Source organism: Legionella cherrii, from assembly GCF_900635815.1.
Lineage (GTDB): Bacteria > Pseudomonadota > Gammaproteobacteria > Legionellales > Legionellaceae > Legionella > Legionella cherrii.
On sequence record NZ_LR134173.1, the window covers coordinates 724,595 to 738,330 of the forward strand.

Here is a 13,736-nt window from a genome sequence, read left to right on the forward strand (position 1 = left end):
GTGAATAACTTTGCTCCATCTACAATGTTTGTAACAGGATTGATTTTAACTTATTGAAATTAAAATCTTTTTATAAAATTTTTATTTTTTAAAGCAATTCCCGCCTGTGGATAACTTTGTGCATGATGATGGAATAAAATGCTAAGCTCCTGTAAGTAAACTAAAAATTTATGGGTCCAGTTCCTCTTGCCCTGAATAAGATGAATAATGATATATAATTGAATAAAGGGAAACCTAATTAATGGCTTTTATGAATGACGGCAAAAATAGAAATAAAGACTCGTTACTTATTAATTCGGACTATCAATCCAGCAAATTTTTGATGTATTTTATTTTTATACCTGCACTCACTCTTGTTTTAATTATTAGCATTTTCTCATATCGCCAAGTCAATAAATTGGTCGAGGCGAATAGTTTGGTCACTCATACTTATCAAGTCATTCAATCCACTGATCAAATATTATTTTTCATTGTCAATCTTAATTCGTTACAAAGAGGTTATCTTATCTCCGGTGATGACCGATTCCTAACCAAAATCGATAAAATAAAATCCGACTTTAAACCTAATTTTGATAATTTATTTGATTTAACCAAAGACAACCCATCCCAAACCGAGCGAATAACACGTTTTGTTGATTTAACGAACCAAAGGATTAGGCAATTAAATCAAGGCATTGAATTAAAAATGAAAAACAAAATCAATACACAAGAAGGGATGGATTTCTTTCGTCAAGAGGTCGACCTTTCAAATCAAATTAAAGACTTAGGCCACGAAATAAAATCTGTTGAATTAGTACTATTAAATGAAAGAAATGAAATCGTACTTGATAACGCGAAACTAGCAAACTTTATTATTATATGTGGTAGCATCATTAGCATATGTGGCTTCATCTTAGCCTTCATCCTAACCAATAAGGAGTTAACCCGCAGTTTAAAAGCGGAACGGGACAGAGAAAATGTTGGGACTCAATTAAGAGGTATTTTGGAAAGCGCCTCCGATATGATCGCTGCTGTTGATAACAACCATTGCTATCTTATCTTTAATGAAGCATACCAGCGTGAATTTAAGCGTTTATTTGGTAAACCTATAGCCATCGGCATGCATGTTGATGATGTCTTTGCTGATGTTACAAGTGCAAAAAGTAAACTGGTGGAGGTATGGAAAGAATCGTTGAAAGGTGGAGAATTTGTCAGAAATATTGAATTTGAAGTACAAAAGCAGCATAACGTCTATGAAATTACCTCCAGCTTAATTAAAAATGAAAATAACGAAGTTGGTGGAGCAGTGTATATTATTCGTAATATTACGAAACAAATTGAAGAACAAATAGAACTTAAAAGGTCTTATGAACAACTCCATGTGGGAATGCAAGCACTTCAAGATAAAAACGATCAAATCACTCTTCTTGTTGAATTAAGTGACATTATGCTTGCATGCAGCTCTCAAGATGAATTGAGTCATGTAATGACAAAATACTGCCAACGGATGTTGAGTTTTGCAAGTGGATATTTATATATCATGCATCCCTCAAGAAACTTTCTGGAAATGGCAACTTCCTGGGGTTCACCCAACATTCAAGATAAAAATTTTTCTCCTGATGCATGTTGGGCAATCCGCTTGGGAAGAATTCATCACGTACGGCCATCCCATAACGAATTAATTTGCAATCATGTGCACGTTACCAAAGAATTCAACTTAACCTCTCTATGCGTTCCGCTCATGGCTCAGAATGATATTTATGGTTTATTGTATTTAGAAATCACTCAAGAAAATCCAGTTGCATTTTCTGAAAATCAGCGCCTTATAATCAACGCGTTCTCCGAATTAACTGCCCTCGCATTTGCTAATGTACGCTTAAGAGAAAATCTCCGCTATCAATCGATGCGTGATCCTTTAACTGGTTTATATAATCGTCGCTATCTAGAGGATTTTCTTTTGAAACAAATTCATCAATCAGAGCGAACTCGAACCCCACTATCAATCTTGATGCTGGATTTAGATCACTTCAAAAAAGTAAATGACACTTATGGACATGATGCGGGCGATGCCGTCTTAAAAGAATTAGGAAAGGTGTTGCAAGATGATATCCGTGTCGGAGACATAGCCGCCCGTTATGGTGGCGAAGAGTTTATTATTGTTTTTTATGGCATCGGTGCTGAAATGATCAAAAAACGTGCTGAAAACATCAGACACAATGTTTCCCGACTGCAAATAAAATATGGCGCGCAGCATGTGGGTCCTATAACTATTTCGATTGGTGCTGCCGTATATCCCATGCATGGACGCAATGCTGAAGCATTAATCGAGTCAGCAGACAAGGCATTATATTTTGCCAAAGCCAATGGACGAAACCAGGTCGTTTTATTTTCAGATATTGAAAAGCCAGATAATAATGGCAAAACAGATCAATAGAACAAATCTTCTAGTAATTAATATGACGTGATCCCCACTATATTGTGAGGACAGAGGATTGGTTTGTAACGAAATGAAGGACGACGACTTTGTGTCGCCATCCTTTATACATACACTATGGATTAGGTTGTGCAGTACTTATGCCTTGTGCCGAGGTAACCACTACACTACTACACCAAGGCTGATCTTCTGCAGCACAACTGATATCTGCTGCTGTTGATGTTAATGGCGCAGGAGCTTTCAGCGTGAAATGGTAAAGTCTTTTAAGTGAATCCTCTAGAGTGATGACACAAGGAAAAGACGTGCTTGGAAGTTGGAATTTAAATGAGCTCCCTCTGCCAAGGCTAGATGACGCCGTTTGTGAACATACACCATAATGGGTAAAGACAGGGAAAGGACTGCCTACTGCGGGAGTGCCTGGACTAACGGTTATCACCTGCTGCGGATTGTATTGTTGGGAATTGGGTAACCCTGTCGCGCCACCAACGGTGATCACAAGTCCATTGCCTAAAGTACTGATAAAACCTACCGCGTCATCTACGGAATACGCATAAACGTTCATTTGCAGCGCTTGATGTATTAGCGAAGTATAGGAATTAAAATCCTGTGCATAGCTTGAATGGTTTTTGTAGTTATACTGCAGTGCTGTATAGGCATCGAATCCAGCGCCACTGCTCGGTAAAGGTGTAGCACAAAACGCAATGTACCCATATATATTTTCTACTGGCAGAGCAGTTGGCCCACTTAAATGGGTACCATTACAAGCGAAATAATTGGCATCAAACAAATTAAATACCGCAATACAGTTGGCAAAATCCGGACTGGCTGGATTCGTGCTGCAATTGTTCCAGTATGCAGTAAGTGCAGCAGTTTGTGCGGCAGTACTGGTTAATTGGGAATTGCCAATGACAACATTAAAAGCCCCGGGAATTCTGGGATAAGGAAGCCCTGCATAAACGGGCCATTGTGTTCCAGATAAAAAGGTGTTCAGACTACTTCTAAAACTGGTTAGATCCACAACTGTTCCAGTATAACCGAGCTGGTTTGCCCCGTAGGGCTCCATTGCCACCGGCAAGTAAACTTGATCAACCGCTGAATAATCATAATTAACGATTGTACGATCAATGGAATACGGAAGTGGTTGAGTAGGTACTACTGCTGCAAAAGTATATTCAGTGAGCTGTTGCGGATCATTAGTTGGCATGATGCTTGTCGCACTATATACACTGGTTTGCGAACAACCACTAATACAGGTCGGGCCGGGTGTAAACAAAGTCACCGGACTGACACCGGCTTCACTTTGTGTTTGGATCAGGTAGGATTGCACATCGTAGATATAGACACGCATTGAAGACCACCAATCGACATATTGATCCGCGGTATTGCCTCCAGTCGGATTAGGAACTAAATAGCTATAAAAAGGGACTGAGACTAATGCAGACTGCATTGGAGGGATGCCATGGATTCCATTAACATAAACTCGATGTAAGTGGGTTGCTGTGAAGGTGTAGCTGGGATCTGTTACTGCAAATTGAGCTTGCATCCACGTATCAACGGGCAGGATAGGTGCCTCGATAACCGGGTAGATGGGCTCAGACGTATTATTGTAAAAATAAAGTACTTTAGTTGGTACATTAGACACTTGAACAGTAATGGGGGCTCCAACTACGGGCGTAGCATCATCTGCTACAGCTGTTATTGTGATCACCGTAGTTGCGTCTACTCCAGTTAAGTTGAATGTACCCGTTTGAGTGCCAGTAATGGTTCCAGGTCCACTGATTTTAAATGTATAGCTAACAGGATGACCTGAACTATCGATAGCATTTGCGACAAAGCTACCAACACCATTTCCCGTGATGTCTGCCTGTGCAGAGCCGCTATTAGAGCTGGGCCAGGTAATTATCGCCGTAGAAGGTTGGGCACTTGCAGTTGTCGTCACCTCAGAACGGTGTGTACCCGTGCAGTTAGAGGTAGTTGAATAAGTCTGACCGGCTTGAGATTGGTCAGAACTTCCATTATCAGCAAGAGTACACGTATTGCGATCGACAGCATAGCATGTCATCGATACAAACAATGCGGTGGTGAAGATAAAATGTCGTAGGTATTGTGTCACAGTCTTATCCTTAAATAATCGTTAAAATTTCAATCATACGGAACATTTAATCTGTAATTCATTACAGAAATATGCCCCCTTTACCACTTCTGCATTCGCATGTTTTGCTGTATCAGCTGAAGAATAGTAACCCGGGTTTCACTGTGCTTTACCCAGGTTACCAAATAAAGGGGTATCTCTTGGACAGGGGATTGTTACTTGATGGTCTTTCTTACTTTTTGAATCGCACGAATTTGGGCAACAGCACGTGCTAATTCTGCAGCAGCAACTGAATAATCCATTTCACCGCCTTTGTTGGCCATTGCAGCTTCAGCTTGGGCTTTTGCAGCAAGTGCAGCGGATTCATCAAGATGATCGGCACGCTCAATCACATCAGCAAGAACAGTAACACTGTTAGGCTGAATTTCCAGCATTCCACCTTGAACGTAATAAATTTCTTGGTGGCCACCAGGTAAGGTAACTCGTACTTCACCTGGTTTGAGGACGGTAAGCAAAGGCGCATGACCTGCTGTAATGCCTACTTCACCTAATTCTCCGGTTGCGACAACCATTTCCACCACACCGGAGAATATTTCATGTTCAGCACTAACAATATCTAAGTGCGTTGTTCTAGTCATATTTGCCTACCTCATAAGGTCTTAGCTTTAGCAACTGCTTCCTCAATGCTACCAACCATATAAAATGCTTGCTCAGGTAAATCATCATATTCACCGGCGAGAATACCTTGGAAGCCTTTAATTGTATCTTTTAAGGATACGTATTTTCCTGGGGAACCAGTAAATACTTCAGCAACGAAGAATGGTTGTGACAAGAATCTTTGAATCTTACGAGCACGCGTAACAACACGCTTGTCTTCTTCAGATAATTCATCCATACCAAGAATCGCAATAATATCTTTTAATTCTTTATAGCGTTGCAATGTTTGTTGAACACGTCGAGCTGTATCGTAATGTTCTTGTCCGACAATGAGCGGATCCAATTGTCGAGAAGTTGAATCTAAAGGATCTACTGCAGGATAAATACCCAATTCAGCAATTTGTCGCGACAATACAACAGTAGCATCCAAGTGAGCAAACGTCGTTGCAGGAGATGGGTCAGTTAAGTCGTCAGCAGGTACGTATACCGCTTGAATTGAGGTAATTGAACCTGTTTTAGTTGAAGTAATACGTTCTTGCAACATCCCCATTTCTTCAGCCAATGTTGGTTGATAACCCACCGCTGATGGCATACGGCCTAACAGAGCAGATACTTCAACCCCAGCTAAGGTATAACGATAGATGTTGTCGACAAACAGTAACACATCGCGGCCTTCATCACGGAATTTCTCCGCCATAGTCAAACCAGTTAATGCAACACGTAAACGGTTACCTGGTGGCTCATTCATCTGACCATAAACTAATGATACTTTATCCAATACATTAGAATCTTTCATTTCATGATAGAAGTCGTTTCCTTCACGAGTACGTTCGCCCACACCGGCAAATACTGAGTAACCACTGTGCTCAATCGCGATGTTGCGAATGAGTTCCATCATGTTAACGGTTTTACCTACACCCGCACCACCGAACAGACCTACCTTTCCACCTTTAGCAAAAGGACAAAGTAAGTCAATTACTTTAATACCTGTCTCAAGCAATTCTTGACTGCCTGCTTGCTCTTCGTAGCTTGGTGGCTTGCGGTGAATGGACCAATGCTCTTCGGCACCGATTGGGCCCGCATCATCAACTGGGCGACCAAGAACGTCCATAATTCGACCCAAGGTTTTCTTGCCAACAGGTACTTGAATAGGATTGCCTGTATTTTCAGCGCGCAAACCACGTTTAAGTCCTTCAGTTGTTCCCATAGCAATAGTACGAACTACACCATCACCAAGTTGTTGCTGTACTTCAAAAACCAAATCACCATCAACAAGTTTTAATGCATCATTGATTTTAGGGACATTCTCACGGGGGAACTCCACATCCACAACCGCGCCAATAATTTCTACTACAGTTCCTAAGCTCATTTTATACCCTCTTATAAAGCGGCTGCGCCACCGACAATTTCTGCCAATTCTTGCGTAATTGCAGCTTGTCGTGCTTTGTTATAAGCCAATTGAAATTCTTTAATCAAATCACCGGCATTATCGGTTGCATTTTTCATTGCAATCATTTTAGCCGCTTGTTCACAAGCAATGTTTTCAACAACTGCTTGGTAAATCTGTAATTCGATATAACGTTCTAAAAGATTATCCAGCAATTCCTTAGCATCAGGTTCATAAATATAATCCCAATGATGCCCCATTGTCGTGCTGTCGTCTTCTGATTTTGGCAATGGTAGTAATTGTTTCACCACCGGTTTTTGCGTCATGGTGTTAACAAATTCGTTGTAAACCACATGCAGTGCGTCAATGCTGCCGTTGTTAAATGCATCAAGCATCACTTTCACAATGCCAATAATGTCATTAATGCTTGGCGTATCACCAAGATGGTCCACAGAACCAAGAACATTACTGCCAACACGCTTAAAAAATGCTTGCCCTTTACGGCCAATAACTGCCAGATCAACCTCTTTGCCTTGTTCCTTCCAGTTACGAATAGTACGAACTGTTTCACGTAACAGGTTTACGTTTAAACCACCACATAAACCCCGATCGGTAGTAACAACGATAAGACCAATACGATTAATCTCGCGATGGGTCATAAACGGATGTCTGTATTCTGAGTGCGCGCGCGCAATGTGCTTTACTACGCTGTAGATCTTACTGGCATACGGCTTAGATGCGCGCATTCTCTCTTGAGTTTTACGCATCTTACTTGCTGCCACCATCTCCATCGCACGAGTAATCTTTCGAGTTTTGTTAATACTCGAAATTTTCGAACGGATTTCTTTTGCTCCAGCCATAATATCATTTCGCCTTAAATTGACTTACCAACTTGCTGTACGCTTAAAGTCTTCTACAGCTTTTTTTCAATTTTGCTTCAATGTCATTATCGTAAGCACCTGCTTCATTGATCAGTTGTAACAGATCAGGATGTGAGCTGCGCATATAATCATGTAATGACGCTTCAAATGCTGCAACTTCGTTTACAGGCACATCATCCAAATAACCTTTTTCAACTACAAACAATGCTGTACCCATCTCAGCAACAGATAATGGAGAGTATTGTTTTTGCTTCATCAGCTCAGTAATTCGCTGCCCGCGTTCTAATTGCTTACGGGTCGCATCATCAAGATCGGAAGCAAATTGGGAGAAAGCCTCCAATTCACGAAATTGTGCAAGTGCCAAACGCGTACCGCCACCTAATTTTTTCATGATTTTGGTTTGTGCAGCACCGCCCACACGAGATACAGATAAGCCTGAGTTAATTGCAGGTCGAACACCTGAGTTAAACAAATCCACATCAAGGAATATCTGGCCGTCTGTAATGGAAATAACGTTAGTTGGTACGAATGCAGATACGTCACCAGCCTGGGTTTCAATAATTGGCAATGCGGTTAATGAACCTGTTTTGCCTTTTACTGAGCCCTTAGTCAGCTTCTCTACTTCATCAGCATTTATTCGTGCAGCTCTTTCTAATAAGCGTGAATGCAAATAGAAAATATCCCCAGGATAAGCTTCACGGCCTGGTGGTCTGCGTAATAATAAGGATATTTGTCGATATGCCCAAGCTTGTTTTGTGAGATCATCATAAACAATCAATGCATCCTCGCCATGCTCCATGAAGTATTCACCCATAGTACATCCAGCATAAGGAGCAATAAATTGTAACGCAGCGGAATCAGAAGCACCTGCGACGACAACGATGGTATGCTCTAAAGCACCGTGCTCTTCAAGCTTACGTACTATAGCAGCAACAGAAGAAGCTTTTTGGCCAACGGCAACATAAATACACTTAACGCCGGTACCTTTCTGGTTGATAATCGCATCAATAGCAATCGCAGTTTTTCCTGTTTGGCGGTCGCCAATGATAAGCTCACGCTGACCACGTCCAACAGGAATCATCGCGTCAATCGCTTTTAATCCAGTTTGAACAGGTTGATCTACTGATTTACGTGCAATAACGCCAGGAGCTACTTTTTCAATGGGGGACATGCCTGCAGCATCGATTGGTCCTTTACCATCAATCGGATTACCTAATGCATCAACAACGCGGCCTAAAAGTCCTTTACCTACTGGAACTTCAAGAATACGTCCAGTACATTTACCTTTTTGGCCTTCGGCTAAAGAAGAATATTCACCAAGAACAACCGCGCCCACTGAATCTCTTTCAAGGTTAAGAGCAAGCCCATACACCCCGCCTGGGAATTCAATCATTTCCCCAGCCATTACATCTTCAAGGCCATGTAAGCTCACAACACCGTCTTTTAAACTAACAATAGTACCTTCATTTCGTGCTTCAGATACTACACTAAAGTGTTCTATTTTCTTTCTGATTAATTCACTGATTTCAGAAGGATTTAATGCTACTTGTTCTGACATGGAAACTATCCTCTAAATTATGCAGCCAGTTCAGTGTTTAGCTTATTAAGCTTGCCACGAACTGAACCATCTATAACTAAATCGCCCGCTCGAATTATTGCTCCACCAAGCAAGGAAGGATCAATATTGATTTTTAACGAGACCTTACGCTGCAAGCGCTGACTTAAAGATTCGATTAATCGTTGTTGTTGTGCACTAGATAAATCAGAGAAACTGCTTACATCAACATCCAGAGTTTTTTCTTGCTCTGCGCGATGTGCTTCATAGAGTGCATAAATATCGGGTAGCAACATCAATCTTTTATTGGTAGCCAGTAAGTTAATTAAATTACTTAATGGCTTGTTTTCATTTGATTTTGCACCAATTGCTGCGTGCAACAACTCCATATGCTGTTCTACAGTTGTTGCAGGATTAGCAATAAAGTATTCAGCTTCTGGCGTCAACACAGCTTGCGCAAGATTTCTCAAATGTGCTGACCACTCAGCTAATTTTTTTTCCCCTAAAGCATATTCAAAAATCGCTTTAGCATAGGGTCTGGCTATGGTGGTACTATCAGACATTTTAAATCTCTTCTATCAAGTTATCTAACAATGCAGTATTTGCCTTAGCATCTATTTCGCGCTTTAAAATTTTCTCAGCGCCTGTTATGGCTAAGTGTGCAACTTGTTTGCGCAACTCATCTTTTGCATGATTGATTTGTTGCTGTAATTGCTCTTGTGCCAATTTCACTTGCATTTGCGCTTCATGTTTTGCTGTTTCTTTTGCTTCTTCGATTATTTGCGCAGCACGCTTATTTGCTTTTTCAATAATGTCAGCTGATTGAACTTTAGCTTGCTTTAACTCATCTTTTACGCGATGTTGTGCTAATTCTAATTCTTTGCGACCACGTTCAGCAGCAGCTAAGCCATCAGCAATCTTGTCTTGTCGTTCTTCCATGGCTTTTGCCAATGGAGGCCATACTAATTTCATGGTAAACAAAACAAACGCTGCGAAAACTAGCATTTGTACAATTAGTGTTAAATTAATTTCCACCGTTTAATCTCCTGTAACAATTAGGGCGCTTTGCGCCCTGATTATGTGTTATCAAGAACCCAGGTTGCTTAGGAAAGGGTTTGCGAAAGTAAAGAACAATGCGATACCCACCCCAATCATGGTTACGGCGTCTAACAAACCAGCAACGATGAACATTTTTACTTGTAACATTGGAACCATTTCTGGTTGACGGGCTGAGCCTTCAAGGAATTTGCCACCAAGCAAACCAAATCCTATCGCTGTGCCCAATGCACCCAAACCAATTAACAAGGCAACCGCAACAACGGTCATACTTTGAACTTGTGCTATTAAACTAGCGGCTTGCATATTTATCCCCTTTACAATGGATGAAAATTAAATCGGTTAATGATCTTCGTGTGCCAAACTCAAGTAAACAATCGTTAGCACCATGAAAATAAATGCTTGCAATGTAATTACCAATATATGGAATATTGACCAAGCCAGCGCCAAAATAAATTGTGCTGTGCCCAAGGTCGCAGTACCCAGTGTTGATGATGTTGCAGCATTTAAGGTTAACAGGGCGATTAATATGAATATCAATTCGCCTGCATATAAGTTTCCAAATAACCGCAGTGCCAGTGAAATGGGCTTGGCGACAAGACCAACTACTTCAAGCAACAGGTTAAAAGGTATAAATCCTGGATGATTAAAAGGCTGTAAGGTAAGCTCTTTTATGAACTTCTTAACCCCTTTTATCTTAATACTGTAAAAAATGATAAGAATGAATACCGAAATTGATAAACCAAAGGTTAAGTTCAAATCGTTAGTTGGTACCACTTTAAGGTAATGTATACCACCAGTCTGTGCAATTGCTGGCAAAATGTCTACGGGTAATATATCCATAAAATTCATGAGGAAAACCCATAAAAATATGGTTAGCGCGAGGGGGCCAATTAAATTATTTTTGCCATGGAAGCAATCTTTGACCTGATTATCTGCAAACTGGAGCATAATCTCGGCAAAATTCTGTAACTTGCCGGGGACACCTGTTGTGACTTTACGCGCACCAAAATACATGAGCGCACACACAAAAATCCCTAAAACAATTGAGAAAAACAGTGTGTCAAGATTCAATGTCCAGAAACCACCCGAACCCAATTTCATATCACTAACGTTATAAGTGAGGTACGTTAAATGATGCTTGATGTAGTTTGTGCTAGATACCATTTCAGTCACTTTCAGGCCTATTCTGTTTATTTACAATAATCAACGGGGCAAACCAATGCGTCATCTGTATCATAATGTAGGATACGAAAAACGCTAGCGGCGTAACCTTAACCAGTAAAAACACCGCGGTGAATAGGAATATGGATATAACTATCTTTAAGGCTTCGCCCTTGTAGAAACTATTTACGATCAGCTTGGCTGAACGTGCACCTTGATACTTAAACAGTTTGCTTGCAAAGTATGCATTAGGAACAATACAAACTATGCCGCCAAGCAAAGCTGAGCTTGCTGCATTTGCACCATATACAAGTGCGCATAAAGCTGCAAAAACCAATGTAACACCCGATTGCACACACCATAGTCGCACAATACCACGTTTACTTAGTTGTTTGTTCACATATTCACCTACGTTTCACCGCGCGAATTATAAAGCAATCAATTTGAATAAGCAATGCCATATTTTATACATGGATGATTCTTTATCACCAGTGACCTATGTTTGGTGCCGATGCCCAGGGCTCTTGGATAGGCAAGGGCTCCCCTTTTTGGAGCAATTCGATAGAGATATTATCTGGCGAACGTATAAACGCCATACGCCCATCTCGCGGTGGCCTGTTAATCACTACCCCTGCATTTTTTAATCGCTGACATGTAGCATAGATATCCTCTACTCGATACGCTATATGGCCAAAATTACGTCCTTCGTGATAATCCTCTGGATCCCAATTGAACGTAAGCTCAAGCATTGGCGTATTTGCCTGCTGGGCGTGTTCTAAATCATTCGGTGATGCTAGAAATATTAATGTATATCGGCCTTTCTCATAGTCTGTACGCTTGACTTCAACTAAACCCAGTTTCTTGCAATAGAAGTCGAGTGACTCTTCCAAATTGGAAATCCGAACCATCGTATGTAAATAATTCATGCTGTACTCCCTTAAACGTGTATTTATATCCCGCCGAATGCCGCAAACAACAGATTTTAGCGTCTATAATTAGAGTGTGGAACTTATTATCGCAACTCAGGTAATAAGTAGTGTTATTAACCTCGCAAAAGGAAAGAACATGCCTGATAAGATCCAACATACTGCAGCCGGTCTGCAACAAAAAATGCTCGCTCGTTATAGCGATGGGTTACATCATAAACATAATAAACATCATCTAGAATATCGACAACACTGTAGATCTCACCCTTGTAATCAAAGTAATGGCTTAAATGATGAAGAAGGAATAAATGGTTCTACGGGATTGTTACGGGCAATTTAAATTGAGGAAAATGCGTAAACGACCTGACAAAGGACATTTCCATTAATTCATGCATCCTAAAAAAGCAGATGGATGTATGTCTCTTTTCCATCCACTGCTTTTTTAGGATTAAGCAACCGGATTATTTTGATAAGTATAATATTTAAGAATCTTTACCACACGCGCAACATCACTGGTTTGTCTTGCCATATTAATGACTTTTTCGGCTTGCTCTTGATGTACATCTCCCATTAAATAAACAACCCGATCCGAAGTCACGACCTTAAACGCATTCGGATCAATAGAACCATCAGCGAAAATTTGGCTGCGAATTTTTGCGGTTATCCAACTGTCTTGCATCGAATTTGGTCCCGAAGAACTTACCCTGACTTGATTAAATAAACGTCGATAACCTTTTACTGTAGCCAATCGTCGTTGTAACTCGGCTAACATTTCAGCGGTAGGAACATGGCCAGCCACCAAGACATCTCCATTGAAAATAGCAATATCAATGACACAACTGTTATTTTTAAATGCATTATCTACAGTGATTGCATTATTCACTTTAAGGAATAAATTGTAATCATCCAATTTTTTATACACATCGTGTCTATCGTAAACCATAGTAGCGCCTGTCCATAAGCTGCCTATGCAGCCAGACAAACAGAGAACGAAGATTAGTAATAGAGCAAAACATCCTTGTTTTAACATTTTATTTTAATGAATGTATTGAAAAATTTTAACCACTTTATTCACGCCATTAACTCGTCGTGCCGCATCTACGGCAAGCGCTGCTTGGTGATCGTTAACGATACCCATGAGATACACCACTCGATTTTCAGTTACAACCCGGATGGAGCCCGACTCCAGACCCTTTTTAGCCAGCAATCTGGTGCGAACTTGGCTGGTAATCAAACTGTCATTCGAACGAGCAGTAAGCGGTATAGGATATCCGACCGATAATTCATTATATACGCGATGTACTCCGGGGGTTCCTCGTGCAATTTTTTCAGCCAAATCTCGTAAAGAGGAGGTAGGTGTTTGCCCAACAAGCAATACCACACGATTAAAACTGGTCACCAGAACTCGTGAATCACTAAACTGACGGTTTGTTACAATGGCTTTATGAATGACATGAAATAGTCGTGCGTCAGCTTCCATAGTGATAACCCCACGCCGGTCATAAACCATTCCGGCCACTGCACCAGTTACTACTGCTGCGACACAACCTGTTAACAGGGTAGCCGCTAAAACAAAAGCAAGCGATCTTAATTTAAATCTCATTT

Annotated in this window: 13 protein-coding genes and 2 pseudogenes; 2 read left to right on the top strand and 13 right to left on the bottom strand. The window is 40.8% G+C overall.

What is annotated here, in order from left to right; genetic code table 11:
• Positions 1-241 precede the first annotated feature (241 nt).
• Positions 242-2,413 carry a GGDEF domain-containing protein gene (locus tag EL022_RS03065; RefSeq protein WP_422386201.1) on the top strand — a complete coding sequence of 724 codons (2,172 nt, stop codon included), beginning with the start codon at positions 242-244 and terminating at the stop codon, positions 2,411-2,413.
• 115 nt (positions 2,414-2,528) lie between these two features.
• Here EL022_RS03065 and EL022_RS03070 read toward each other — a convergent pair whose 3' ends face one another.
• The 11 genes and pseudogenes from EL022_RS03070 to EL022_RS03120 form a co-directional block, all read right to left on the bottom strand.
• Positions 2,529-4,526 (bottom strand): hypothetical protein, encoded by a 1,998-nt coding sequence (locus EL022_RS03070; protein ID WP_028381470.1) that lies wholly within the window; start codon positions 4,524-4,526, stop codon positions 2,529-2,531.
• A 194-nt stretch (positions 4,527-4,720) separates the two neighbouring features.
• Complete coding sequence (locus EL022_RS03075) at positions 4,721-5,143, bottom strand: F0F1 ATP synthase subunit epsilon (RefSeq protein WP_028381469.1); 423 nt, start codon at positions 5,141-5,143, stop codon at positions 4,721-4,723.
• A gap of 11 nt (positions 5,144-5,154) precedes the next feature.
• Positions 5,155-6,531 carry a F0F1 ATP synthase subunit beta gene (atpD, locus tag EL022_RS03080; RefSeq protein WP_028381468.1) on the bottom strand — a complete coding sequence of 459 codons (1,377 nt, stop codon included), beginning with the start codon at positions 6,529-6,531 and terminating at the stop codon, positions 5,155-5,157.
• An 11-nt stretch (positions 6,532-6,542) separates the two neighbouring features.
• Positions 6,543-7,409, bottom strand: a complete 867-nt coding sequence (gene atpG, locus EL022_RS03085) for a F0F1 ATP synthase subunit gamma (protein WP_028381467.1) — start codon at positions 7,407-7,409, stop codon at positions 6,543-6,545.
• Positions 7,410-7,433: 24 nt separating this feature from the next.
• Positions 7,434-8,988 (bottom strand): annotated as a pseudogene (atpA, locus tag EL022_RS03090) (F0F1 ATP synthase subunit alpha).
• A gap of 17 nt (positions 8,989-9,005) precedes the next feature.
• Positions 9,006-9,548, bottom strand: coding sequence for a F0F1 ATP synthase subunit delta (locus tag EL022_RS03095; protein ID WP_028381465.1), 543 nt, complete (start codon positions 9,546-9,548; stop codon positions 9,006-9,008).
• Position 9,549: 1 nt separating this feature from the next.
• Positions 9,550-10,020, bottom strand: coding sequence for a F0F1 ATP synthase subunit B (locus EL022_RS03100; protein ID WP_028381464.1), 471 nt, complete (start codon positions 10,018-10,020; stop codon positions 9,550-9,552).
• Positions 10,021-10,071: 51 nt separating this feature from the next.
• A complete protein-coding gene (gene atpE, locus EL022_RS03105) occupies positions 10,072-10,347 on the bottom strand; it encodes a F0F1 ATP synthase subunit C (RefSeq protein WP_006869493.1) in 276 nt (91 codons plus the stop codon).
• A gap of 36 nt (positions 10,348-10,383) precedes the next feature.
• Positions 10,384-11,208 carry a F0F1 ATP synthase subunit A gene (gene atpB / locus EL022_RS03110; protein ID WP_028381463.1) on the bottom strand — a complete coding sequence of 275 codons (825 nt, stop codon included), beginning with the start codon at positions 11,206-11,208 and terminating at the stop codon, positions 10,384-10,386.
• 1 nt (position 11,209) lies between these two features.
• Entirely contained in the window at positions 11,210-11,605 is a 396-nt protein-coding gene (locus EL022_RS03115) for a F0F1 ATP synthase subunit I (RefSeq protein ID WP_028381462.1), read from the bottom strand.
• Positions 11,606-11,690: 85 nt separating this feature from the next.
• Entirely contained in the window at positions 11,691-12,131 is a 441-nt protein-coding gene (locus tag EL022_RS03120) for a VOC family protein (RefSeq protein WP_028381461.1), read from the bottom strand.
• 139 nt (positions 12,132-12,270) lie between these two features.
• Between EL022_RS03120 and EL022_RS03125 the strand changes: the two are divergent.
• Positions 12,271-12,517 (top strand): annotated as a pseudogene (locus tag EL022_RS03125) (hypothetical protein).
• A 62-nt stretch (positions 12,518-12,579) separates the two neighbouring features.
• Here the strand turns inward: EL022_RS03125 and EL022_RS03130 are convergent.
• Complete coding sequence (locus EL022_RS03130) at positions 12,580-13,161, bottom strand: BON domain-containing protein (protein WP_028381459.1); 582 nt, start codon at positions 13,159-13,161, stop codon at positions 12,580-12,582.
• Between the two features lie 6 nt (positions 13,162-13,167).
• Positions 13,168-13,734 carry a BON domain-containing protein gene (locus tag EL022_RS03135; protein ID WP_028381458.1) on the bottom strand — a complete coding sequence of 189 codons (567 nt, stop codon included), beginning with the start codon at positions 13,732-13,734 and terminating at the stop codon, positions 13,168-13,170.
• Between the last annotated feature and the right edge of the window lie 2 nt (positions 13,735-13,736).

Excerpts from the sequence above, each read along its gene's own strand:
- EL022_RS03065 (WP_422386201.1), top strand. The coding sequence starts at position 242 with ATGGCTTTTATGAATGACGGCAAAAATAGAAATAAAGACTCGTTACTT.
- EL022_RS03075 (WP_028381469.1), bottom strand. The coding sequence starts at position 5,143 with ATGACTAGAACAACGCACTTAGATATTGTTAGTGCTGAACATGAAATA.
- atpD (WP_028381468.1), bottom strand. The coding sequence starts at position 6,531 with ATGAGCTTAGGAACTGTAGTAGAAATTATTGGCGCGGTTGTGGATGTG.
- atpG (WP_028381467.1), bottom strand. The coding sequence starts at position 7,409 with ATGGCTGGAGCAAAAGAAATCCGTTCGAAAATTTCGAGTATTAACAAA.
- EL022_RS03095 (WP_028381465.1), bottom strand. The coding sequence starts at position 9,548 with ATGTCTGATAGTACCACCATAGCCAGACCCTATGCTAAAGCGATTTTT.
- atpE (WP_006869493.1), bottom strand. The coding sequence starts at position 10,347 with ATGCAAGCCGCTAGTTTAATAGCACAAGTTCAAAGTATGACCGTTGTT.
- atpB (WP_028381463.1), bottom strand. The coding sequence starts at position 11,208 with ATGGTATCTAGCACAAACTACATCAAGCATCATTTAACGTACCTCACT.
- EL022_RS03120 (WP_028381461.1), bottom strand. The coding sequence starts at position 12,131 with ATGAATTATTTACATACGATGGTTCGGATTTCCAATTTGGAAGAGTCA.
- EL022_RS03130 (WP_028381459.1), bottom strand. The coding sequence starts at position 13,161 with ATGTTAAAACAAGGATGTTTTGCTCTATTACTAATCTTCGTTCTCTGT.
- EL022_RS03135 (WP_028381458.1), bottom strand. The coding sequence starts at position 13,734 with ATGAGATTTAAATTAAGATCGCTTGCTTTTGTTTTAGCGGCTACCCTG.